Here is a 23,611-nt window from a genome sequence, read left to right as displayed (position 1 = left end):
GGGGATTCAGAAGCCAAAGGTCGCGCTCGCGATCGCAAGAAGCGCTGGGGACGCTTCAAGCCAAGACGCTGGGGACGTCTCTTAGTGGCTCGTTTCCACGGTAGTCAGGGGCATACAGGACCAGAAGTACCAAAGGTCGATCCGGTATTGGACCTTTGGCCAGGATTGTAATACCGGTATATCAGACCGAGCGCTCCCACGCGATGGGAAGCCGGGCCGAGACGAGCCACCTTCCGTCGGACTCGCCCGCGCTGAACTCGCCGCTGACGCCGAGCACCCGCTCGGCCATCCGGCCGAGCCCGGTGCCGCTGGACGGCAGATCCCTCCGCGGCGTGTTCGGGAGCGGACTGACGATCTCCATCGCGATGGATTCGTCTTCGACGTCCAGCCTCATCGTCACCTCGCCGGCGCCGGAGTGCTTCAGGATGTTGGTCGCGGACTCGCGGACGATGCGCGCGAGGATGATCTCGGCCGCGCGCGGGATGCGCTCGTCGCGCGGGTCGCCTTGGCGGAGCACGCGATGCCCGGCGGCCTCGATCTCGCCCTGCGCCTCTTCGATGGCTGCGGCGAGATCGCCTGTCTGCATTCCCGCCGAGCGGGGTCCGTCGTCTGCCAGCTCGATCACGAAGCGCAGATCCGCCATCGCCTTTCTGGCGGCGACCCGGATCGCGTCCTGCGAGGTGCGGCTGGCGCTCGCGTCGTCGAGCATCTGGACATGGAGCGCCACGACCGTGAGGTGGTGCGCGATGCTGTCGTGCAGTTCACCGGCGATCCAGCGCCGCTCGGCGAGCACGGCTTCGCGCTCCTGCTGCGCCTGCTCCACGAGCCGCTGCTCGAGCGTGCGACCGCGTGCCCGCGCCATGCGCAGCGCGAAGCCGATCGCGCCGGCCACGGTGGCGACGATCAGGTAGATGCCGACGTTCACGGGGACCTTCAGGTCGCCGTACGCGATGACGCCGGCGGCGAGGAGGAATACGCCCACGTAGGACAGGATCAGCGCCGTCCAGCCCAGACGCATGATGAGGCCGGCGGCGACTGCCGCGGCCAGCAGCGTCTCCGGCTCGCTGCCCGTGAAGAACGAGAGTGCCAGCATGACGCCCAGAGCGCAGGTGGCGATCAGGGGTGACCACAGGTAGAGGGAGAATGCCGCGGTGGCGGCGATGCTGAGAAGGGACGCGATGAGATCTGCGTCGGGGGCCAGGATCAGCCCAGCCACGTCGAGTGCGACGACGATGCCGATGATCACGAGGATGACGACCCGCTCAGGGGTGGTCAGGGATTCGCCCCGGCTCAATCGGTGGAGCCCGGGGTCATGTCGCGTAGAAAGAGCGAACGCCATGGTTCACTATCTCCTATTGGCCAGAGTAATCTAGCGAGTGATGCCGAGGATCCAGCAGAGCTGCTGCCAAAAAGTCATAGTGATTCACCTCCGGTGCTGGTCTTTCGTCGAGTGATGTATTCATCTTCTCGGTGATCGCCAGCCAGCACATCCGACTCCTCGCCAGACCTTTTTGGCCAAAGGTCTACATGCTCATCGACCCACGCCTTCACGGTTAGGCTTCCTGCATGCCGGCAATCCGCGTCCTCATCGTCGACGACGACCCCCTCGTCCGCTCCGCACTGTCGCATTTCGTCTCACGGGACCCCGAGATCGAGGTGATCGGCGAGGCCATCACGGGCCTCGAGGCGATCGACACGGTGGAGCGCGAGCGCCCGGACGTCGTGATGATGGACGTGCAGATGCCCGAGATGAACGGCATCGAGGCGACCGGGGTCATCGCGGAGCGCTGGCCCGACGTGCGCGTGCTCGCCGTGACCACCCTCGACGGCAGCGACACGGTCCTGCCGATGCTGAACGCCGGGGCATCCGGGTACATGCTCAAGGACTCGAGCGCTGACGAGATCGTCACGGCCGTGCGCGAGGTGCACAACGGGGCGAGCTCGCTCTCGCCGCGGATCGCATCGATGCTGATCAAGCACGTCCGCGACAGCGAGCCGGCCGACTCCGAGCTGGCGCGCGATCTCGAGCAGCTCACCGAGCGCGAGAGGGAGGTGCTCGCCCTCCTCTCCCAGGGCATGTCGAACGCCGAGATCGCGCGCTCCCTCATCGTCTCGGAGGGCACGGTCAAGGCTCACCTGGGGCGGATCATGTCCAAGTGGCAGGTGCGCGACCGGGTGCAGATCCTCGTGGCCGCGGCGCGGGCGGGGCTCGTCGACTTCCGCTGACCGGGCGCCCTGCGGGCGGATTCAGTCCGTGGCGCCGAACAGCTCCCCGCCGGTCTGATCGAGCAGCATCCGCGCGGCCGATCTCCCTGCCTCGACCATCCGGTCGTACTGGTCGAACTCGAGCAGCCCGACGCCCATCGAATGCGGCGTGATCACCCAGGCGCCGCGCTCGCGCGCCTCGGCCGCTCCCCCGCCGCCGATCATCAGCGTCCGCAGCATGGTCTCCCCGAGCGGCGGCACACGGACGGGCCGCGGGGCGCCCCCGGCGTCTGTGCGGCGAGGCCCTCCGCCGCCCATCGAGATGTTCACGGCGATGATCGGCCCCTCGTCCCGCTCGGTCAGCGCGTCGACCGGCAGGTTGTCGAGCACGCTGCCGTCCACCAGCAGCCGCCCTTCGCTGGGCATCGGCGGGAACAGGACCGGCAGCCGTGCGGAGGCGCTGAGCGCGTCGACCATGGGCCCCGACCTATGGAACACCGGGACCCGGGAGAGCAGGTCAGTGCTGACGCAGCGGAAGCCGCGCGGCAGCTCCTCGATCACCAGGTCCCCGAACGTCCGCTCGAGCGCGCGCCGCACTCTTCGTCCGCGAGCGAGCGAAGTCCGAGGCAGGCCGAAATCGCCCAGCACGTTCTCCCGCACGAACTCCCGGTAGGAGACCTCGGCGACCTCCGCCGCCGAGGCGCCGGTGGCATAGAGGCCGCTGATCACGGCTCCCATGCTGGCGCCGGCGATCCGGTCGACCCGGAATCCCGCCTCGTCGAGCTCGAGCATGACGCCGACGTGCGTGAGCGCACGCGCGCCGCCCCCGCCGAAGACCATCGCGATCGAGCGTCCGGCGAGACGATCGACCAGGCCGCGCAGTCCGCTCGGGAGAGCCCCGGGGGCGCCGGCCTCGGCGAAGGTGACCTGGCTGCACCGCCACGGATCGATCGCCCGCAGCCAGGCGTGCAGGTCGGAGCGGGATCGATCGTCACTCACCAGCACGAGCTCGGGGCGGACGGTCGTCGGAGGGATCGTGCCGATCGGAGCCGCCCCAGCGACTCCGACCAGCACGACGGTGTCGGCCTCCCGCGCGGCGCGGGCGGACCATCCCTCGTCGCTCCCCGTCGCGACGAGCAGCACGAGCTGGTTCGCCGCTTCCGCGCGATCCACCTGCTCGGGGGTATGGGCGCCGTCCAGCATCTCGACCCGGAGATGCTGCGACAGGCCGCGGAACAGCTGGTCGGCGATCGCCACGACCGGCGCCCCCGCCCCCGCCCCGACCACTGCGACGAGGCTCGGCCTCGCCGGGACCGGCGCGACCGGAGGGCTGGCGTCGGCCAGCTGATGCGCGAGGGCGGTCACCAGCGCCGACAGCGAGACGGGATCCTCGCCGATCGTGCGGTCGAGCAGGGCGCGCGACACCTCGAGGAACTGGCAGTCGCGGCGTGCGCGGATCGACGCGGAGCGCAGCCCCCCGGTGAACAGCGCGAGTTCGCCGAGCACGGCTCCCGGTCCGAGTTCGCGGACCACCTGGTCGCCGATGACGACCTCGGCCCGCCCGGAGAGCAGCACGAACATCGACTCCGCGGCATCCCCCCGCCGCAGCAGCCAGTCGCCGGCCGCGACGAACCGGCGGGGCGCAGCCGACCGGATCCGCTCCCTGGCATCGGGCGGGAGCCTCCGGAACAGCGACTCCTCCTCCGGGGGCAGGGCCCTGCGCTGCAGCACCGAGCGCGAGCCCTCCGGTTCCCGCAGCTCGGACATGTCTCCCGACTCGGCCGCTGCGGCGTCGTCGTCGGCGTGGGCGATCCGCCCCATGAACAGCACGATCGCGGCGCCGACCGCGAACGACACGATGCTGACCGTCCAGCCATCGCGCAGGTCCTGCACGATTGTGGCCGGCGTCGGCGACCCGATGATCACCACGAGCAGCGCGACGCCCACGGTGCCGCCGATCTGGCGGGCACTCGATATCACCGCGGATGCCGTGGCGTAGCGCCCCCCAGGCTGGGAGGCCAGCGTCGACGACGCCAGCAGCGGCAGGGTCGCCCCGACGCCGACCCCGCTGATGATCTGCCCTGGGAGCCACTGGGTCCAGAACTCCGGCGAGGTGCCGACGACCCCGACGTACCAGACATACCCGAGCGCCCACACGACGAACCCGGCGGCGATGATCCAGCGGTAGCCGATGCGCGCCGCGAGCGGCTCGAGCGCCGCGGCGGAGACCGCGGCGACGAGCGCACCTGGTACGAGGGCGAGCCCCGCCTCGATCACGCTGTACTGCCACACGTACTGCAGCCACAGCACGTTGGTGAGCATGTAACTGAAGAATCCGACCCCGGCGACGAGCGTCGCGATGTTCGCGACCAGGAACGACCGGTTGCGCATCATCGCCAGATCCAGCACCGGCACCGGATGCCGTGCGGAGCTGAGGATGAAGCCGGCGAGGAGCACGACGGCCCCGCCCACGACGATCCACAGCGTGACGCTGCCCGCCCCCCACTCGGACCCCTTGATGATCGCGAGCGTGACCAGGCTGAGGCATCCCGCCAGCAGCAGCGCGCCGCGCAGGTCCGGCATCCGCCGCCGTCCCGGCGCCCTGCTGTTCACCAGATGCCGGCTGCCGAGCCACCAGGCGAGCGCGCCGAGCGGCAGGTTCACCCAGAATGCCCAGGTCCAGTCGCCCGCTTCGACGAGCAGCCCGCCGATCGGGGGACCGAGGCCGGCGGCGACGGCCGCGGCGGCGGCCCAGAGCCCGACGGCCCGCGCCCGCCTCGCCACGGGGAAGCCCGCGATCACGAGCGCGAGGGATGCCGGGACGATCATGGCGGCCCCCATCGCCTGCGCGATCCTGCCCGCCACCAGCACGCCCACCGACGGGGAGAGGGCGCAGACCGCCGACGCCGCCGTGAACACCACGATCCCTGCGAGGTAGAGGCGGCGGCGTCCGACGACGTCGCCGAGGCGGCCGAACACGATCATGAACGCGGCGAAGACGATGTTGAAGGCGTTCAGCACCCACGAGATCGTGCCGATCGAGTCGTCAGGGAACGAGTCCCGGATGCTCGGGAAGGCGATGTTGACGATCGTGGCGTCCAGGAACGCGAGCACCGCGCCGAAGGATGACACCAGCAGCACGGTGCGACCAGGGATCCGCCCCCGCTGCGTCGCCTGGGCCTTCGGACGCGGTGCCGCGACGGCCGAGCCGGACGGCACGCGCGCCGATGATTGGATCGCCATCCCCTCAGGATGGGCACACCGCTGGCGCGAAACCTCAGTGATCTCACGGATCTTTCCCGCCGGGTCGCGCGAGAGGCTGGGAGCAGAGTCGATCTCGTGAGGAGTCTGCGCCATGTCCCATCGCCGGAGTCGGTCGGGGCGATCGTTCATCGCCGCCGTCGCACTGTCGCTGTTCGCGCTCGCAAGCCCTGTCGCGCTCGCCCCGGCCGCCTCGGCGGACCCTCCTCCGCCCGAGACCATGACGGTGGTGGCACGCACCTCCCCCGACATCGCTGCCGCGCTCGGCGGAGTGCCGGCGCAGGCGCTTCCGGACGTGCTGACCGCGGCCGGAGTGCCGTTCGAGATCGAGATCTCGCTCTCCAGCGGATCGGCCCCCGACTCCTTCGCGACGGACACCGTGATCGCCCTCTCCGCCGGCGGCCCTGGGCAGCTCAGCACGGTTCAGGTGACGATGCCTGCGGGGCAGAGCAGCATGACGACCGAGCTGTCGTACTCCGCGGCGACGGCCGGAATCCAGGTGACCGCCGTGTCGGCGAGCTCTCCGCCGCTCAGCGCGACGACGGCATCCTTCCCGGTCGATCTCAGCCTGACCCTTCTCGACGGCGGCGCGGCCGCGCTGCGCAACGGCACGGCCGGAGCGGATGCCGCGGGCTGCACGACCGTCGACGCGGCCCATCCGATGTGCGGCGTCATCAGCCTGCCACGCGGGGCTGAGGGCACGGTCGCGCTGTCGCTCGGGGTGTGCCCTGCCGGTCAGACGTGCGCACCGGGCGCCCTCGTCACCCAGCTGATCGCGGACCTCTCCGCCGCAGACGGCGATATCTACACGCGGACGAGTCCCGCCCGCATGACGATCGTCTGCGACAAGTCGATCTGCGCGCAGAACGGCGTACGGCACTATCGCGCGCTGTGGTCGGAGTCGGCGACGGGTGCGCTGCTGACCGCACCGGCCTGCCCCGCGAAGGGTGTGATCGGCGCCGATCAGGACTTCTGCACCGACTGGGTGTCGAGCTCCAGGGATCGCGCCGGTGACCTGCGTCTGGTCGTCCTGTTCCTGCGGGACGTCCGCGGCACGATCTGACCGCGGGCTCGCCGCCCGGCCGAGCCGCTGGGTTCGAGAGCCGCTCAGCCGACGACTCCGAGTGCGGCCAGCACCTCCTGCTGGTGCGCGCGCAGGTCGCGATCGCCGGTCGCGTCGGCGATCGCGAGCCGCAGCAGCGCCGGCTCGTAGCCGCCGTAGCCTCCGGTCGCGCACGCGAGACCCGCCTCGGCCGCGGCGACCGCCTGTTCGTTGCGGCCCTGCGCGACCAGCGCCTGCGCGCGGATCCGGTGAAGACGCGCGAGCGCGTCCGAGGCCTTCGTCTCGGCGACCCGGATCGTCTCGTCGATGAGCGCGAGCGCCTGCGGGATGGCACCCGCGGCGGCGAGCGCCTCGGCTCTCGCCGCGTCGAGCAGAGCGACCTCCGATGCCAGGTCGAGCCCGGCCAGCACTGCGCGCGCCTTGTCGAAGAGCGTGGTGGCCTCGCCTCGGTCCCCCGCTCCGGCCTCGGCACGTGCCTGCTCGCGGAGGACGAGCCCGACGAGCTCCTCGTCGTCGACCCGGCGCGCCAGCCGCAGGGTGACGCGGAGCACCGGCGACGCCTCGGCGTGCCGGCGCTGGGCGACGAGCACGTCGGCGCGGTTGTACAGCGCGGTCGCCTCGTTGGCGTCGTCGCCGAGCCGGTGGAAGCTGTCGGCCGCCCGGCCGAACTCGTCGATCGCCTCGTTCCAGCGCCCGGCGTCGTACGCGTCGATCGCGAGGTTGTTGAGGGTCAGCGCCTGTCCGCTCAGATCTCCCGACTGCACGTAGAGGTCGAGGGCGATCTTCCCGTACGGGCGGTCCTCGGCGAGCGCGGACGCCCCGTAGGCGAGGTGCAGGGCGTTGCAGGCGTGCGCGAGCACGCCGTCGTCACCCGATGCCTCGGCCCATCTCACTCCGAGCCTCCCCCAGCGCACGGCATCCGCCCCCCGTCGCTGCAGGTGGAGGCAGAAACCGTACCGGGTCGCGAGTCGCGCGCGCACGGCGTCGGCGGCGGGCCCCTCGACCGCGTCGAGGAGCCGCATAGCCCTGGTCAGCTGCGCGAGGGCTGCTCGGTAGCGTCCGAGGCGCAGGCGGATCCTCGCCTCCTTGTAGAGGACGTCGGCCGTCGCGATGGCATCCGCCTGCAGGCCGGCGCGCGCCTGACGCAGCGCCGCCAGCGCGCCGTTCGCGTCACCGGACATGTCGAGGCAGTCGCCGAGCGCGAGACGCGCCTGCGCCCGCGCCTCCGCCGTGACCTGCGGGAGGTGCGCCGCGCTGTCCAGCGCACGCTCGAAGAACACCGCTGCCTGTCCGTAGGCGTATTTCGACCTGGCCTCCTCCGCCGCCTCCAGCGAGTGGGATCGCGCCTTGTCATGGATGCCGGCGGCGTGGAAGTGCAGGCTCAGCAGGTCGGGGGCGGCGAGGCCGCCGGAGGACTCCAGCGCGATCGCGACGCGTTCGTGGAGATCACGGCGCAGGCGGAACGGCAGTCCGGCGTAGGCGACATCGCGGACCAGCGCGTGGCGGAACTCCAGCAGCCCGCCCTCGACCGGGCGGATGAACTCGCCGAGCCGGGCGACGACCTCGTCGGCGTGCGCGGCCGCCTCGTCCAGCTCGGCGAGGAAGCCGGCGTCGAATCGGGCTCCGAGCACCGCCGCGAGGCGGAGCAGGGCGCGATCGCCCGTCCCCAGCCGGTCGATGTCGGCGATGAGCAGGCCCTCGATGGATCCCGGCAGATCGTCATCCGCACTCGGCGAATGCATGCCGGCGGCGAGAGCGGTCAGGAACAGCGGATTGCCGCGCGCCCGCTCGGCCATCGCATCCAGCGCGTGCCTGCTCGGGAGGGCGCCTCCTGCGGCCGACTCCAGGAGCTCGAGCGCCCGCTCCGGCGGTATCGCGTCGAGCGCGATCCGGCGGTCGTGCGGACCGGCGCGCAGGGGCAGGTACCCGCCCTCGGTCTCCCTGCGCGTCACGACGACGCACCAGCGATGATCCGGCAGCTCGCGCTCCAGCCGATGCAGGAGCGAACCGGACGCCTCGTCCATCAGGTGCACGTCCTCCAGGAGGAACAGGGTGGGCGCGGCCAGCAGCGCGTCGAGCAGGGCGACCGTCGCGTCTTCGATCCTGCCGCGCCGGAATCGCTCCTCCAGCTCCTCGACATCGCGGGTGGTGGCGAGCTCGACATCGAGCGGCACCCCGAGCAGCGGCAGCCAGGGCAGGAGATCCGGGGCGACCGCACGCACCCGCTCCTCCAGAACGGTCGCGACGACCTCGGGGCCGTCTCTCATCCCGATGTCCAGAACCGACCGCAGCAGCGCGCCGACCGCGGCGTACGGGGTGCCGGCCTCGTAGTTGCCGACCGTGACGACCAGCGCCCGCATCCCCTCCGGAACGCCGGTCTCGGCGACGAGCCTGGACTTGCCGATTCCCGGCTCGCCGGCGATCTCGATCACCGCCCCCCGGCCGTCGACGGCGGCCGCGAGGGCTGCGCGCAGCTGCCGGAGCTCGTCGTCACGGCCGACGAAGCGGATCTCCCCGAACCGGGTGGCATGCGCATCGCGGACCCGCCGGACGACCACGGCGTGGACGGGGTGCCGCTTGCCCTTGACCGCGAACGGCGCCAGCTGCTCCGACTCGACGTCGGCGCGAGACCCTGCGACGACGGCGGCGGTCGCCACCACCTGCCCCGACGCCGCCCTGCCCAGCAGCCGGGCCGCCAGGTTCACCGCATCGCCCTTCACGGAGTAGGTCCGCCGGAACGCGGGGCCGAGCTCGCCGGCGAAGACGTGCCCGGCGTTGACGCCGACGCGCACGCCGAGGGCGCCGCCGTGCGCGGCGACATCGCATGCGACGCGCAGCATCCGCTCGGCATCGCGTCCGGTGCTCCGCGGCGCCCCGGCGGTGAGCATGACCTTGCCGCCGTCCGCCGCGATGTCGGACTCGAAGAAGGTCACGCCGTGCCGCCCGCAGGCGTGCTGCACCGCGGACACCACCTCGTGCACGGCGCGCGCCGCGGCATCCGCCCCCTGTTGCTCGAGCAGCGCGTCGATCCCGGTGAACTGGACGAATGCGACGGCGACGGGACGATGCTCGGGTGCGCCGCCGCCGGAGCGGATCCGGGACAGGATCTCCGGAGGCAGGATGCCGGAGACGTCACCGCCTTCGTGCCCGGCCTCGGCGCCGTCAGGCGGATCGAGGGAGGCGTCGGGGCGGGAGCGCAGCAGCCGCGCTGCGCCGCCGTCGACGTCGACGCGGTCGCCGAGCAGCCGCGCCGGCAGCAGTGCCGCGGTCGCGGGCGAGAGCAGGATCTGACCGGCGCCGCAGACCTGCTCCACCGCGACCAGGCGGCTGATGTCCGGGCCCGCCACGATCAGCTCGCGGTGGATCGCCTGATCGCCCACGAGGAACGCGTCGAAGCCGCCGTCGCCGTTTCCGCCCGCGCTGTGCACGCCGATCGACATGCGCAGCGGCACCTCGATCGGCAGCGTCCCGGAGCGGACGAGGTCGCGCAGGCCCGCCCGCATCCGGTACGCGGCGCTGCTCGCGCGCGAGGCGTGCCCCTCGCCTCGGAAGAGCAGCAGCACGGCATCCCCACCCCACTTGAGCAGGTCGGCGCCCTCCGCGAACGCCGGTGCGAGAAGCGCCGCGAACGTCAGATCGAGCGTGTCGCTCATGACCTCGGCGCCGACCTTTCCACGCCGCGCGAGCCGCTCGGTCAGCTTCGTGAAGCCCGAGATGTCGGCGAACAGCATCGTGCCCGGGATACGACGGTGACGCAGGCTCGGAGAGTCGCGCAGCCACCCGGCCGCGAGGCGCGACACGAACGGCTGCTCGACCACGCCGCCGGAGACGGAATCACCCCCCACGAGAGGATGCTCCTTCACTAGAATCAGCCTCGGGGGACTGGGGAGAGGCGGTATCCGCAGCATGGTTCCGACCGCGCACGCCCTGCCCACCTCGGCGCACCGCGTCGTCATCGGCAGGGATGCGGAGATCGAGCTGCTGCGCGCCGGATTGCGCACCGGCACCGCCACGACCGGTCGGTTCATATCGGTGCACGGAGAACTCGGCATCGGCAAGACGTCGATCATCGAGGAGGCGCTCCGGCACGCGCCGGCGGGACGTGCCGTCCTCCGCGGAGCGGCGGATGCCATGAATCAGCGCCGGCCCTACGGTCTCCTGCTCGACGCGTTCGCGTCCAGGCTGACCGACGACGAGCGCCGCAGTGCCTCGGCGCTGAACGAGGTCGCGCTCGGCGAGCGCCTGCTGGCGCTGATCGATGCGCTGTCCGTGGATCCGGCCGTGATCGTGCTGGAGGACCTGCAGTGGGCGGATACGGCCTCGCTCACGCTGCTCGCGCGCCTGTGCAGGACCCTCGCGCAGATCCCCCTGCTGATCATCGCCTCGCAGCGCACTCAGGCCAGCCACGAGATCTCGCCGGAGCTGGATCACCTGCTCGGCACGCTCGACGAGCGGGGACTGCTGATCTCGGTAGCGCTCGGCCCGCTCGCGCTCGCCGACTGCACGCTGCTCGCGGAACGGCTCACCGGCGGGCGGCCGGCGACGACGCTGGAGCGGTACCTGGCCGCGGCCGGAGGCAATCCGCTCTTCCTCACCGAGATGATCAGGGCGCTCCAGAGCGATGGCGCCGTGACGATCGACCAGCGGGGCGACGTGCTGCTGGATGCCCCGGTCGGCCCCTCGCCGTCCCTGGCGATGGTCATGATGCGCCATCTGAGCCACCTCAGTCCCGCGACCCGCGAGCTGCTCACCACGGCCGCGCTGCTGGGATCGCGCTTCGACGCGGCACAGCTGCGGGTGGCGGCCGGCCGGCCGATGGGCGCCCTGCTGCCCTCTCTGCGCGAGGCGTTCGCGGCGGGTTTCCTCGAGGGCGGCGATCAGGGCGAGCTCGGCTTCCGGCATGGGCTGATCCAGGAGGTGCTGCTGCAGGACCTCCCTCCTGCCGTGCACGCCGAGCTCCACCGCGAGGTGGCCGTCCGGCTCCACGAGGCCTCCGCGCCTGCCGCCGTCGTGGCCGTGCATCTGCTTCAGGCTCCGACCTCGCCTGCCGACCTCGCGTGGATGCAGCGGCTCGCGGCCGCGAGCGCGATCGCGTCGCCCGCGATCGCCGTCGAGCTCTGGGAGCGGATCGTCGCCGCGAGCACCGCTGAGGATCCGCTCAACGTGCGCGCCACCGCGGGGCTCGCCCGCGCCGCGCTGAGCGCGGGCCGCGCCGCCGAGGCCGGGGAGCTCGCCGCGCGCGCCCTCCGGCATGCGGTGCCCTCCGACACGATCGCCGCGCTCAGCGCGACGGCGACCCACGCGCTGATGCTGCAGCGGCACCACGTCGAGGCGAAGGACGCGTCCGCCCGATACGCCGAGATCGAGATCCTCGAACCCGTCGATCGCGCCGCGCACCTCGCGTTCGCCGGCTGGCCGCTGCTCATGCTCGGCGATCTCGCCGGAGCGCAGCACCTGGCGGTAGAGGGAGCCGCGATGGCCGCCGCGGTGGGGAATCCGGCGGCGGAGGTCCTGGCACTCACGCTGCACGGGCAGATCTCCGACTGCAGGGGCGACCTGGACGAGGCGATCGCGCTGCTGTCGAAGGCCGCGGAACGCGCGGATCAGCATCCGTCGCTGGCCTCCACAGAGGTCTTCCCGCACGTGCAGCTCGCGCTGGCGCTCACCGACGCCGACCGCACGCAGGACGTCGACGTGCTGCTGCACCGCGGCCTGAGCCTCTCCGACGAGCTCGGGTACCGCATGGGCTCGCTCGCCGCGCACGCGTTCGGCGCGCAGGTGCGCAGCCGCACCGGCATCCTGTCGGATCTGGTCGCCGAGCTCGACGCGCATGCGTCGCTGGTCGGCTCGATGGACGTGCGCATGAGTCCGCCGGTGACGGGCATGCGCGCGCAGGTCGCCGCCCACCAGCACGGGGCGGAGGCCGCTCTGGTGTGGGCCGCGCTGCTCGAGCCGGTGCCCGATCGCGGATTCTGGGCCGGGCGCGGGCGCTCCTGGATCTGGCGGGGGCTCAGCCGACGGCATCGCCCTGAGCACGACGACCTCGGTGCGCTGGAGACGCTGTGGACCGGCTGGCAGGAGCTGCGCGGGTCGGAGATGCTGATGGACTGCGCGGAGCTCGGGCTCGACCTGGTCGTCGTGGGCCGCCGGGTGGCGGCGGACCGCCCCGCACGACACGCCGCCACGATGGACCGCCTCCGTGAAGTGGTCGAGGTCGTGGGCGCGCTCGCGGATCGGAACCCCGACGTCGCGAGCCTGAGGGCGACCGCGCTGGCGGTGCAGGGAGTCGCCGACGCGCGTCCGGACGATCTCGTCGAAGCCGCCCGGCTGATGGCCGGGACCGGCCGCCGTCTCGAGCAGGCGCGGATCGCGGAGCTCGCGGCTCTGGCGCCGCACGGGCGCGCGGACGAGGCGAGGAGGCTGGCCGAATCGGCGCTGCGACTGTACGCGGAGGTCGGAGCCGATCACGACGTGATCAGGGCGCGGGCCTCGTTCAGCCGCGCCGGCATGCCAGTGCGCGTCGTCGCGCGCACGCGGGCGACGTTCGGCTGGGATGCGCTCACGCGCACCGAGGAGCGCATCGCGCTGCACGTCGCGGACGGCCAGAGCAACCCGGAGATCGCCCAGAGCCTGTTCGTGTCGCGGCGGACGGTCGAGTCGCATGTCTCACACGTCCTCGCCAAGCTCGCGCTGAGGTCCAGGACCGAGCTCGCCGTCTTCGTCGCGCGCCGACTCGAGGACCCGCGACAGCACGGCCAGCAGATCGATCCATCCGCGGAACGGCGCTGACTCGCCACGGCAGCCGACCCGGCCGGCCGGCGGGTCGGTTGCATCCAGCAGTATCTCGATGCGCACGCTGCCAGCGTCGCAGTGCCGGCGCCGCAGAGAATCCGTGAGTTCACGGATCTTCGCCGTGCATCTCCGCACGAAAGCATCGGACCGCGCCGGATACGATCGAGGACATGCCCGCACGCGCCCAGTCCCTCGCTCACGCCGACGACCTCGCGGACTTCATCGCCGCGTCGCCCTCGAGCTACCACGCGGCCGCAGAGGTCGCACGCCGCCTGGAGGCAGCCGGATTCACGCGGCTGCACGAGGAGGACGCCTGGACAGTGAGCCCCGGCGGCCGGTACGTCGTGGTGCGCGACGGCGCGGCGATCGCGTGGACGGTGCCGGCGGATGCCGCGGCCACGACACCCGCGCACATCCTGGGCGCCCACACCGACTCCCCCGGCTTCAAGCTCAAGCCGCAGCCGACGACCGGCTCCCGCGGCTGGCTGCAGGCGGCGGTGGAGGTGTACGGCGGGCCGCTGCTGAACTCCTGGCTCGACCGGGAGCTGCGCCTCGCCGGCCGGCTCGCGCTCGCCGACGGCCGCGTGGTGCTCGCCGACACCGGCGCCCTGCTGCGGCTGCCGCAGCTCGCGATCCACCTCGACCGCGAGGCGAACACCGGGCTCGCGCTCGACAAGCAGCTCCAGACCCAGCCGGTGTGGGGCCTCGGCGACCCGACCCAGGCCGACATCCTCGGCGAGCTCGCGGCGTCCGCCGGCGTCTCCGCCGCCGAGATCCGCGGCTACGACGTCGTGATCGCCGACTCGGCGCGCGGAGCGGTGTTCGGCAAGGACGACGCCTTCTTCGCCTCCGGACGCCTCGACGATCTCGCATCCGTGCACGCGGGACTGGTCGCGCTGATCGAGGGCGGCCCTTCGACCAGCTCAGGGACCCGGTCCGGCGGCCCGATCGCCGTGCTCGCCGCGTTCGACCACGAGGAGCTCGGCTCCCACTCCCGCTCCGGCGCCGCCGGCCCCCTGCTCGAGGACATCCTGGAGCGCGTGTACGCGGACCTCGGCGCCGACGCGTCGCAGCGCCGCCAGGCCTACGCGTCCTCGTGGTGCCTCTCCAGCGACGTCGGCCACTCGGTGCATCCGAACTACGCCCACAAGCACGACCCCGTGGTGCAGCCGGTGCTCGGCTCCGGCCCGATCCTCAAGATCAACGCCAACCAGCGCTACGCGACGGATGCCGTCGGCTCGGCCGCCTGGCGCGGATGGTGCGAGAGCGCCGGCATCCGCACCCAGGAGTTCGTGTCGAACAACACCGTCCCCTGCGGGTCGACGATCGGCCCGATCACGGCGACGCGCCTCGGCATCCGCACCGTCGACGTCGGCATCCCGATCCTGTCGATGCACTCCGCGCGCGAGCTCGCCGGCGTCTCCGACCTGCACGACCTCGCGCGCGTCGCCGGAGCCTTCTTCTCGGCCTGAATCCGCGCCAGGCCGCGCTGACCGCGCGGCGGCCGCGCGGGTCAGACCGCTGAGGCGGACGGGCTGTACGGGGTGGCCGCGGTGATCGTCGCGCGCAGTCGCGCACCGCTCGGAGTGGAGTAGTCGACGACGTCGCCGGCACGACGGCCGGCGAGTGCGCGCCCGATGGGCGAGCTCACCGACACGGTGCGGATGCCGCCGCCGAGCTCGCGTTCGACGAGCACGAACGTCTCGGACTCGCCGTCGTCGAACTCGACCGTGACGAGCATGCCGTCCTCCACCAGGCCGTCATTCGGCTTGGGCGTCGTGTCGGCCTCCTGGATGGCGCGACGCACGTCGAGGAGTCGCGCGAGCTGCGACTGCGAGAGCGCGCTCTCGTTCGCCTCGAGCGTCGCACGCTCGGCTTCGAGAGCGACCAGTGTGTCGGCGGTCATCCACATGTGGCACTTCCTTCATGAGATCCAGGTGCGGGGCGCGCTCGTGCGCGCCGAGCCGAACGGCCCGGTTGCGGCGAGGCGCCCCGCCTGCTGCTGCTACTTCTTGCGAGCGCGAGGCGTGACTTCGGCCTTCTCGCGCTTCTGCGCCCTCTTCTCCTTGAGAGTGAGCTGCGGCTTCTTCTTCTCCATCGACATGTCGATACTCGCTTCCCTCTGTTCCAGCTGGCGGGTATCCGACCGACCATAGCCCGTCCCGCAGGGAAAGGCCATTCCCCTCCTCCGCCGAGGAAAGCGGGACAGCGCGGCCGTGCAGTGCCAGGATGATGGCATGAGCGAGAAGATCGCGGCAGCACCCGCCCTGGTGGAGCGCGCCGGCATCGAGATCATCCCCGAGTCCGACCGGACCGCGAAGCCCAGCGACCTGTTCTGGCCCTGGTTCGCGGCCAACGTGTCGGTGTTCGGCATGTCGTACGGCGCGTTCGTGCTGGGCTTCGGGATCTCGTTCTGGCAGGCGACGCTGGTGTCGATCGTCGGCATCGTGGCGTCGTTCCTGCTGTGCGGGCTGATCGCGATCGCCGGCAAGCGCGGCTCCGCGCCGACCATGGTGCTCTCCCGCGCCGCGTTCGGCGTGCACGGCCAGAAGATCCCCGGCATCGTCTCGTGGCTGACCTCGATCGGCTGGGAGACGTTCCTCGCGATCATGGCGGTGCTCGCGACCGCGACCGTGATCACCCAGCTCGGCGGCGACGGCGGGAACATCGGCCTGCTGATCGCCGCGACCGTGATCGTCGCCGCGCTGATCGTCACGGCATCCGTTCTCGGCTATCACACGATCATGAAGCTGCAGTCGGTGCTCACCTGGGTGACCGGCGTCGTGACCGTCGTGTACATCGTGCTCACGATCCCGCAGATCGACATCGCCGCCGTGATGGCGCTGCCCGCCGGCGGCATCGGCCAGGTGATCGGCGCACTCGTGATGGTCATGACCGGCTTCGGGCTCGGCTGGATCAACATCGCCGCGGATTGGTCGCGCTACCAGAAGCGCACGGCATCCGATGGCGCGATCGTGTTCTGGAACACCTTCGGCGGCGCGATCGCCCCCGTGCTGCTGGTGATCTTCGGGCTCCTGCTCGCAGGGTCCGATGAGGATCTCTTCGCCCTCGTCAGCGCCGACCCGATCGGCGCGCTGGCCGCGCTGCTGCCGGTGTGGGTGCTGGTGCCGTTCCTGCTCACCGCCGTGCTCGCGCTCGTGTCGGGCGCGGTGCTCGGCATCTACTCCTCCGGGCTGACGCTGATCAGCCTCGGCATCCGCATCCCCCGCCCGTCCGCGGCCGCGATCGACGGCGTGATCCTCACCATCGGCACGATCTACGTGGTGTTCTTCGCGAACGACTTCCTGGGCCCGTTCCAGAGCTTCCTGATCACCCTCGGCGTGCCCCTGGCGTCGTGGGCCGGCATCCTCATCGCCGACATCCTGCGGCGCAGGAAGGACTACGACGAGGCCGCGCTGTTCGACGAGTCCGGGCGCTACGGCGCCTGGGACTGGACCTCGATCGGCACGATGGTCGTCGCGTGCGTGATCGGCTGGGGGTTCGTGATCAACGGATTCGCGGCGGCCGCACCCTGGAACAACTGGCAGGGGTACCTGCTGTTCCTGATCGGCGGCAGGGACGGCGAGTGGGCGTACGCGAACCTCGGCGTCTTCTTCGCGCTGGTGCTGTCGTTCGTGTTCACCTGGTTCGCGAGGGCCGGGAGGATCCGGCGTCAGGAGGAGGCATGACCGACGAGGCCTGGCTGGTCGTCATCGACCCGCAGAACATCTTCGCGTCCCCCGACAGCGCCTGGGGATCCCCGTTCTTCGCCGACGCGATGCCGCGCATCCGCGCACTCGCCGCGGCATTCGGCGAGCGCGTGCTCGTGACCAGATGGATGCCGACAGCCGACCGCTCCACGTCGTGGGGCGAGTACTTCGCGGCCTGGCCCTTCGCCGACAAGCCGGCGACCGATGCGCTCTTCGCCCTCGTGCCCGAGGCGGCCGGCCTCTCCCCCGTGCCCACGCTCGACCTGCCGACGTTCGGCAAGTGGGGGCGGGAGATCGAGGAGATCATCGGCCGGGGCGCGCACGTCGTGCTGGCCGGGGTCTCCACGGACTGCTGCGTGATCTCGACCGCTCTGGCAGCGGCGGATGCCGGGGCGCGCGTCACGGTCGCGGCCGACGCGTGCGCCGGGTCGACCACCGAGAACCACGCTGCCGCCATCCACGTGATGGGGCTCTACCCGCCCCAGATCACGATCAGCGACACGGCCGCGGTGCTCGCAGGGCGAAACCGCGCATCGGAAGCGGGTTCACTGCCAGACTGAGCCGAGGAGGGGGGCTTCCATGAGCGAGGATCCACAGGGCGGCACAGGCGGAGCGGTCGACGAGCAGGGCGGCAGGCACCGGCCGCGGAGGCACCGCACGAGACTCGTCCTCGGCATCGTCGCCGTCGTGGTCGTGGTGCTCGCGGTCGTCGCGTCGATCACGCCGTGGCCGTCGGCGATGCTGATCCGCTCGGTGTTCGAGAAGGGCGGCGACGAGACGGCCGCCGAGATGGACAGGCACGCCCCCGACGCGGAGCTCACCGAGAAGCTCGACGTGGCATACGGCGATGACGGCGCCGACACCACGATGGACGTCTTCTCCCCGGCATCCGCCACCGGCCCCCTGCCGACGGTCGTGTGGATCCACGGCGGCGCCTGGGTCTCCGGCTCGAAGGAGAACGTCGACCCCTACATGCGGATCCTCGCGGCCGAGGGCTACACCGCGATCGCCGTCAACTACACGATCGGCCCGGAGGGCGTGTACCCGACCGCAGTGACGCAGCTCAATGAGGCCCTCGCCTACATCGACGAGCACGCCGACGATCTCGGCGTCGACCCCGGGCAGATCGTACTCGCCGGCGACTCGGCCGGCGGCCAGCTCGCCAGCCAGATGGCGACGCTCGTCACGAATCCCGACTATGCCGACATCATGGGCATCGAGCCGGCGATCGCGCCTGCGCAGCTGGTCGCCACGGTGCTGAACTGCGGCGTGTACGACCTGAGCGCGCTCGCCGCCCTCGACGGCCTGATCGGATGGGGCTTCAAGTCGTCGATGTGGGCGTACTCGGGCACCCGCACCTGGGCGGAGGACTCCACCGGCGCCACGATGTCGACCATCGACTGGGTCACGAAGGACTTCCCGGCGACGTACATCTCGGGTGGCAACGGCGACGGCCTCACCTGGACCCAGTCGATCCCGATGGCGCAGCGCCTCGACGAGCTGGGCGTCGAGGTCACGACGCTGTTCTGGCCCGCACGGCACGAGCCCGAGCTGCCGCACGAGTATCAGTTCCACCTCGACCTCGACGACGCGCAGACCGCGCTCGAGCGGACGATCGAGTTCCTGAACGCGCACACCACCCGCTGACGCCAAGCCCGTCTGTTTGCGTCATATGCAGGTTCCCGAGGTCCGGGAACATGCGTTCGGCGCAAACAGACGGGCTTTCGGTCACTTCATGGTGTCGAGGATCGCCACCAGGTCTTCGACGGTCGTGAGCGGGTTGAGGATCGCGAACCGGGTGTTCGGGCGGCCGGCGTGCGAGCTCGGCACCACGAACGCGTGCTGCGAGTCGAGCAGCTCGGCGGACCAGCGGTCGTAGTCCGCGCGCTCCCAGCCGTTGCGCTCGAACACGACGACCGACAGCTGCGGGTCGCGCACGAGCGTGAGCTCCGGCCGGCTCGCGATCTCCTCGGCGATGCGCTTGGTCAGCTCGATCGTCTCGCCGACCGCGGTGCGATACGCCTCGACGCCGTAGGTCGCGAGCGAGAACCACAGCGGAAGGCCACGCGGGCGGCGGGTCAGCTGGATCGAGTAGTCCGAGGGGCTGAAGTCATCGCCCTCGGTGAGCGTGTCGAGGTACTCGGCGTGCTGGGTGTGCGCGCGACGCCCGTTCTCGGGGTCGCGGTAGATCAGCGCGCAGCAGTCGAACGGCGCGAACAGCCACTTGTGCGGGTCGACGATCACCGAGTCGGCGCGGCCGACGCCGTCGAAGAGCGGGCGGGTGGCCGGCGCCAGCATCGCGGTGAGGCCGTAGGCGCCGTCGATGTGCAGCCAGAAGTCGAACTCGTCCTTGAGCGCCGCGATGCCGGCGATGTCGTCGACGATGCCGAAGTTGGTCGAACCGCCGGTCGCGACGACCGCGCAGATCTCGTCGCCGTGCTCGCGCAGCGCCTCGCGCACGCCGTCGGCGCGGAGAGCGCCGTCCGGACCCGCCGGAACCAGGAGCACGTCGGCATCCATCACCTTGGCGGCCGACTTGTTCGAGGAGTGCGCCTCGACGCTGCACACGATCTTCCAGCGCGCGGGCAGCTCCTGGCCCGCGGCGAGCCGCTTCGCCTTCGCGGTCTCGCGCGCGGCGACGAGCGCCGACAGGTTGCCGATCGTGCCGCCCTGCACGAACACGCCGCCCGCCGTCTCGGGCAGCCCGAACTCGGCGGCGAGGAAGGAGAGCACCTCGTTCTCGGCGTGCACGGCGCCCGCGCCTTCCAGCCAGCTGCCGCCGTAGAGGCCGGATGCCGAGACCACGAGGTCGAACGCCATCGCAGCCATGGTCGGCGCTGCCGGGATGAACGAGAGGTATTGCGGATGACTCGTGGTCAGGCACGCCGGGGCGAGGATGTGCTCGAACACGCTGAGCGCGCGCGAGGCGCCGAGCCCGCCGTCGGTGATCGTCGCGCCGCCGAGCAGACGCTTCAGCTCCGCCGGCGTCTGCGGCTTGTCGAGCGGCACATCGGTCGCGAGCATCCGCCGGCGCGAATAGTCGAGGACGGCATCGACGATCGCGGTCGACTCGGGCGAGGCCGCGTGCATGCGCACAGCATCCATGGGCGTTTCCTAACTTTCGGTGGTCTGTCGGGGTTCGGGTCGCTCCAGCACCGCGGAGAGTATGCGGCGCGCGAGGTCAGCGCGGTCGTGCGGCGCCCACTTCACCAGGGAGTGGGCGCTCATGCCGTCGACCATGGCGAGCAGCAGCCACGCGGCGGAGCCGGGATCGACGGAGGCGTCGCCCTCAGCCGCGGCGGCGCGGACGATGACGTCCTCGAGACCGCCCTGCCACAGGTCCATCTCCTGGCGCACCCGTTCGCCGAGCACCTCGTTGCGCGACCCGAGCGACCACGACTGCACCCACACCAGGGTGACCTCCTCGCGGGCGGCATCCAGCAGGGTCTCGATGAGCCGCTGCAGGTTCTGGCGCAGCCCGTCGGCGGGGTCGAAGCCGGCGAGCACCTCGTCGCGCTCCGCGGCCACGATCGCACTGAAGACCTCGGCGACGAAGGATTCCATGACCGGCCGGTAGTGCGCCACGAGCGCGGGCGTCACCCCGACTCTTGCGGCGACCGCGCGTACGGTCAGGCTCTCGAGGCCGCTCTCGCAAGCGAGCGCGATCGCGCCGTGGAGGATCGCCCGTTCGCGCTCTTCGGGGGGCATCCGCTTCGGCCGTGCCGCTCTTGACGTGGTGTTCATCACCGGATACCGTAGCACCAGTTGATCACGTGTTCAATAAGATCGACGCACTTCCCAGCGAGGAGATCACCATGAACTGGCGCATGCCCGCCGAGACCGCACGCCACGACCGCATCTGGATGGCGTTCCCCGCCGAGGGGCAGACGCTCGGCGAGAGCGCCGCGCAGCGCGACGAGGGCTATGGCACCTGGACCGCCGTCGCGCATGCGGTCGCCGAGTTCACCCCGGTCACGATGCTCGTCGACCCGAGTGAGATCGCCCGCGCCCGGCGGATGCTGAGCGGCTCGATCGAGATCCTCGAGGCCCCCGTCGACGAGTTCTGGATGCGCGACTCGGGTCCCACGTTCGTGGTCTCCGACGACGGCCGCCTGGGTGCGGTCGACTGGATCTTCAACGGCTGGGGCGCTCCGGAGTGGGCGCAGTGGCAGAAGGCCGGCCAGCACGCCCGGATCATCGCCGAGGCCACCGGAGCCGAGCTCGTCAGCTCGACCCTCGTGAACGAGGGGGGCGGCATCCACGTCGACGGCGAGGGCACCGTCCTGCTCACCGCCACCGTGCAGCTCGACCCCCGCCGCAACCCGTTCGCCGACCGGCAGCGCGTCGAGGCCGAGATGCTCCGCACCATCGGCGCGACCAAGGCCGTCTGGCTGCCGCGCGGACTCACCCGCGACTACGACGACTTCGGCACGAACGGCCACGTCGACATCGTCGCCACGATCGTCTCGCCCGGCCGCCTGCTTCTGCACGAGCAGCAGAACCCCGAGCACCCCGACTTCGAGGTCAGCCGCCAGCTCCGCGCGCACCTCGAGCAGCAGACGGATGCCGCGGGCCGCTCGTTCGAGATCATCGGCCTGCCCGCGCCCGCGACGCTCAGCGATGAGGAGGGCCCGGTCGACTGGAGCTACGTCAACCACCTCGTCACCGACGACGGCGTGATCGCCTGCGGCTTCGACGACGAGCAGGCGGATGCCGCGGCCCGTGAGATCCTCGCCGACGCCTACCCGGGGCGCCGCGTCGTGACAGTCGACGCCCGCCCGCTGTTCGACCGCGGCGGCGGCATCCACTGCATCACCCAGCAGCAGCCGACCCTCTGATTCCCAGCTCGCGAGACTTCACGAATGTCACGTTCTGGGGCGAAAAACGTGACATTCGTGAAGTCTCGCGGGCCGTGTCGAAAGGACTCCCATGTTCGACGTCCACGAAGCATCCATCGCCGACCTCCGTCAGGCACTCGACAGCGGCACGACCACCGCGGTCGAGCTGGTCGACGCGTACCGGGCGCGCATCGCCGCGTACGACGGCGCCGGCACCGAGACGGCCCTGAACGCCGTCGTCGTGCCGAACCCGGCGGCGCGGGACGAGGCCGCGGCCTCCGACGCCCGCCGCGCGTCCGGCGAGACGCTCGGGCCGCTCGACGGCATCCCTTACACCGCCAAGGACAGCTACCTGGTCAAGGGGCTGACCGCGGCATCCGGCAGCCCGGCCTTCAAGGACCTCGTCGCCCAGCGCGACGCGTTCGCCATCGAGCGGCTGCGGGGCGGCGGGGCGATCTGCCTCGGGCTCACGAACATGCCGCCGATGGCCAACGGCGGCATGCAGCGCGGCGTCTACGGCCGCGCCGAGAGCCCGTACAGCGCCGGCTTCCTCACGGCCCCCTTCGCGTCCGGCTCGTCGAACGGGTCCGGCACCGCGACCGCGGCGAGCTTCGGCGCCTTCGGCATGGGCGAGGAGACCTGGTCGAGCGGTCGCGGACCCGCGACCAACAACGCCCTGTGCGCCTACACGCCGTCGCGCGGCGTGATCTCGACCCGCGGCAACTGGCCGCTCGTGCCGACCATGGACGTCGTGGTGCCGCACGCCCGCACCATGGCCGACCTCCTCGAGGTGCTCGACGTGATCGTCGCCGACGACGCCGAGACCCGCGGCGACTTCTGGCGGGCCCAGCCGTGGGTGCCGCTGCCCGCGGCGTCTTCCGTGCGCCCGTCGTCCTACCCGGCACTGGCCGGCGCCGCCTCGCTGGCCGGCACCCGCATCGGCATCCCGCGCATGTACATCAATGCCGATCCGGATGCCGGCACGGCCGAGAACCCGGGCATCGGCGGCCCCACGGGGCAGCGCATCGAGACCCGATCATCCGTCATCGAGCGCTGGGACGCCGCACGCCGCGATCTCGAGGCCGCGGGCGCGACCGTGGTCGAGGTCGAGTTCCCCGTCGTCTCGAACTACGAGGGCGACCGGCCGGGAGCGCCGACCATCATGACCCGTGGGCTCGTCAGCCCGGAGTACCTCAGGCGCGAGATCGTCGACCTGTCGGCGTGGGGCTGGGAGGACTTCCTGCGGGCGAACGGCGACCCGGCGCTGTCGACACTCGCCGACGTCGACGGCGCGATGATCTTCCCACACCCGGAGGGCGCACTGCCCGACCGCTACACCGGCTTCGACGACGACATCGCCGAGTACCCGGACTGGGTGCGCGACAACCCCGGCGTCGACTTCCAGGACATGCCGGAGCTGGAGTCGGGCCTGCGCGGACTCGAGGAGACGCGACGCGTCGATCTCGAGGAGTGGATGGATGCGCTCGAACTGGACGCCGTGGTGTTCCCGGCCGTCGCCGACGTGGGTCCCGCCGACATGGATGTGAACGAGGCGTCCGCCGACCTCGGCTGGCGCAACGGCACCTGGATCGCGAACGGCAACCTCATGGTCCGTCACCTCGGCGTGCCCACGGTCACGGTGCCGATGGGCCTGATGAGCGACATCGGGATGCCGATCGGCCTCACGTTCGCGGGCCGCGCCTATGACGACACCCGGCTGCTGCGTCTCGCCGCCGCGTTCG

At 71.5% G+C, this 23,611-nt stretch carries 15 protein-coding genes; 9 read left to right on the top strand and 6 right to left on the bottom strand.

The genetic code is table 11. The features are described from left to right. Nucleotides 1-181: 181 nt before the first annotated feature. On the bottom strand, nucleotides 182-1,339 hold the full coding sequence (locus IPV10_RS11770) for a sensor histidine kinase (RefSeq protein WP_207484067.1): 1,158 nt from the start codon (nucleotides 1,337-1,339) through the stop codon (nucleotides 182-184). A gap of 227 nt (nucleotides 1,340-1,566) precedes the next feature. Between IPV10_RS11770 and IPV10_RS11765 the strand changes: the two genes are divergently transcribed. Continuing rightward, nucleotides 1,567-2,226, top strand: coding sequence for a response regulator transcription factor (locus tag IPV10_RS11765; RefSeq protein ID WP_207484066.1), 660 nt, complete (start codon nucleotides 1,567-1,569; stop codon nucleotides 2,224-2,226). 21 nt (nucleotides 2,227-2,247) lie between these two features. On the opposite strand, the gene IPV10_RS11760 is transcribed toward IPV10_RS11765, so the two are convergent. Further along, nucleotides 2,248-5,448: an MFS transporter gene (locus tag IPV10_RS11760; protein ID WP_207484064.1), complete on the bottom strand. Its 3,201-nt coding sequence runs from the start codon at nucleotides 5,446-5,448 to the stop codon at nucleotides 2,248-2,250. A 112-nt stretch (nucleotides 5,449-5,560) separates the two neighbouring features. Here IPV10_RS11760 and IPV10_RS11755 point away from each other — a divergent pair, with 112 nt between their 5' ends. After that, the gene (locus tag IPV10_RS11755; protein WP_207484062.1) at nucleotides 5,561-6,529 is read left to right on the top strand and encodes a hypothetical protein; all 969 of its coding nucleotides are present in this window, start codon (nucleotides 5,561-5,563) and stop codon (nucleotides 6,527-6,529) included. A 44-nt stretch (nucleotides 6,530-6,573) separates the two neighbouring features. On the opposite strand, the gene IPV10_RS11750 is transcribed toward IPV10_RS11755, so the two are convergent. Then, nucleotides 6,574-10,374: an AAA family ATPase gene (locus IPV10_RS11750; RefSeq protein WP_207484060.1), complete on the bottom strand. Its 3,801-nt coding sequence runs from the start codon at nucleotides 10,372-10,374 to the stop codon at nucleotides 6,574-6,576. A gap of 61 nt (nucleotides 10,375-10,435) precedes the next feature. Between IPV10_RS11750 and IPV10_RS11745 the strand changes: the two genes are divergently transcribed. Then, nucleotides 10,436-13,318, top strand: coding sequence for an AAA family ATPase (locus tag IPV10_RS11745; RefSeq protein WP_207484058.1), 2,883 nt, complete (start codon nucleotides 10,436-10,438; stop codon nucleotides 13,316-13,318). Between the two features lie 173 nt (nucleotides 13,319-13,491). Beyond that, nucleotides 13,492-14,793, top strand: coding sequence for a M18 family aminopeptidase (locus IPV10_RS11740; RefSeq protein WP_207484056.1), 1,302 nt, complete (start codon nucleotides 13,492-13,494; stop codon nucleotides 14,791-14,793). Between the two features lie 41 nt (nucleotides 14,794-14,834). Here the strand turns inward: IPV10_RS11740 and IPV10_RS11735 are convergent, their stop codons facing one another. Further along, nucleotides 14,835-15,227 (bottom strand): GreA/GreB family elongation factor, encoded by a 393-nt coding sequence (locus IPV10_RS11735; RefSeq protein ID WP_207484054.1) that lies wholly within the window; start codon nucleotides 15,225-15,227, stop codon nucleotides 14,835-14,837. Between the two features lie 331 nt (nucleotides 15,228-15,558). On the opposite strand from IPV10_RS11735, the gene IPV10_RS11730 reads away from it, so the two are divergent. From IPV10_RS11730 to IPV10_RS11720, 3 genes are read left to right on the top strand one after another with little or no spacing between them, the layout of a single operon-like run. After that, complete coding sequence (locus IPV10_RS11730; RefSeq protein WP_207484052.1) at nucleotides 15,559-17,010, top strand: cytosine permease; 1,452 nt, start codon at nucleotides 15,559-15,561, stop codon at nucleotides 17,008-17,010. After that, a complete protein-coding gene (locus IPV10_RS11725; protein WP_207484050.1) occupies nucleotides 17,007-17,591 on the top strand; it encodes a cysteine hydrolase family protein in 585 nt (194 codons plus the stop codon). The genes IPV10_RS11730 and IPV10_RS11725 overlap by 4 nt, the downstream gene beginning before the upstream one ends. A gap of 19 nt (nucleotides 17,592-17,610) precedes the next feature. Beyond that, entirely contained in the window at nucleotides 17,611-18,678 is a 1,068-nt protein-coding gene (locus tag IPV10_RS11720) for an alpha/beta hydrolase (protein ID WP_207484048.1), read from the top strand. Nucleotides 18,679-18,759: 81 nt separating this feature from the next. On the opposite strand, the gene IPV10_RS11715 is transcribed toward IPV10_RS11720, so the two are convergent. Together IPV10_RS11715 and IPV10_RS11710 are read right to left on the bottom strand one after the other, a co-directional pair. Beyond that, nucleotides 18,760-20,136, bottom strand: coding sequence for a pyridoxal-dependent decarboxylase (locus tag IPV10_RS11715; protein ID WP_207484046.1), 1,377 nt, complete (start codon nucleotides 20,134-20,136; stop codon nucleotides 18,760-18,762). Between the two features lie 9 nt (nucleotides 20,137-20,145). Further along, nucleotides 20,146-20,775: a TetR/AcrR family transcriptional regulator gene (locus IPV10_RS11710; protein WP_207484044.1), complete on the bottom strand. Its 630-nt coding sequence runs from the start codon at nucleotides 20,773-20,775 to the stop codon at nucleotides 20,146-20,148. Between the two features lie 71 nt (nucleotides 20,776-20,846). On the opposite strand from IPV10_RS11710, the gene IPV10_RS11705 reads away from it, so the two are divergent. Continuing rightward, nucleotides 20,847-21,869 (top strand): agmatine/peptidylarginine deiminase, encoded by a 1,023-nt coding sequence (locus tag IPV10_RS11705; protein ID WP_207484042.1) that lies wholly within the window; start codon nucleotides 20,847-20,849, stop codon nucleotides 21,867-21,869. 91 nt (nucleotides 21,870-21,960) lie between these two features. Then, the coding region (locus tag IPV10_RS11700; protein ID WP_207484040.1) for an amidase at nucleotides 21,961-23,611 on the top strand (1,651 nt) is incomplete at its 3' end.

This window comes from Microbacterium sp. SD291 (assembly GCF_017355365.1).
Taxonomy (GTDB): domain Bacteria; phylum Actinomycetota; class Actinomycetes; order Actinomycetales; family Microbacteriaceae; genus Microbacterium.
This window is presented reverse-complemented; position numbering and strand designations above follow the sequence as displayed.

What these genes read in the sequence shown, in the direction of transcription:
- IPV10_RS11755 (WP_207484062.1), top strand. Translation starts at nt 5,561, where the DNA reads ATGTCCCATCGCCGGAGTCGGTCGGGGCGATCGTTCATCGCCGCCGTC.
- IPV10_RS11765 (WP_207484066.1), top strand. Translation starts at nt 1,567, where the DNA reads ATGCCGGCAATCCGCGTCCTCATCGTCGACGACGACCCCCTCGTCCGC.
- IPV10_RS11730 (WP_207484052.1), top strand. Translation starts at nt 15,559, where the DNA reads ATGAGCGAGAAGATCGCGGCAGCACCCGCCCTGGTGGAGCGCGCCGGC.
- IPV10_RS11710 (WP_207484044.1), bottom strand. Translation starts at nt 20,775, where the DNA reads ATGAACACCACGTCAAGAGCGGCACGGCCGAAGCGGATGCCCCCCGAA.
- IPV10_RS11740 (WP_207484056.1), top strand. Translation starts at nt 13,492, where the DNA reads ATGCCCGCACGCGCCCAGTCCCTCGCTCACGCCGACGACCTCGCGGAC.
- IPV10_RS11705 (WP_207484042.1), top strand. Translation starts at nt 20,847, where the DNA reads ATGAACTGGCGCATGCCCGCCGAGACCGCACGCCACGACCGCATCTGG.
- IPV10_RS11760 (WP_207484064.1), bottom strand. Translation starts at nt 5,448, where the DNA reads ATGGCGATCCAATCATCGGCGCGCGTGCCGTCCGGCTCGGCCGTCGCG.
- IPV10_RS11720 (WP_207484048.1), top strand. Translation starts at nt 17,611, where the DNA reads ATGAGCGAGGATCCACAGGGCGGCACAGGCGGAGCGGTCGACGAGCAG.
- IPV10_RS11735 (WP_207484054.1), bottom strand. Translation starts at nt 15,227, where the DNA reads ATGACCGCCGACACACTGGTCGCTCTCGAAGCCGAGCGTGCGACGCTC.
- IPV10_RS11715 (WP_207484046.1), bottom strand. Translation starts at nt 20,136, where the DNA reads ATGGATGCTGTGCGCATGCACGCGGCCTCGCCCGAGTCGACCGCGATC.
- IPV10_RS11725 (WP_207484050.1), top strand. Translation starts at nt 17,007, where the DNA reads ATGACCGACGAGGCCTGGCTGGTCGTCATCGACCCGCAGAACATCTTC.
- IPV10_RS11745 (WP_207484058.1), top strand. Translation starts at nt 10,436, where the DNA reads ATGGTTCCGACCGCGCACGCCCTGCCCACCTCGGCGCACCGCGTCGTC.
- IPV10_RS11770 (WP_207484067.1), bottom strand. Translation starts at nt 1,339, where the DNA reads ATGGCGTTCGCTCTTTCTACGCGACATGACCCCGGGCTCCACCGATTG.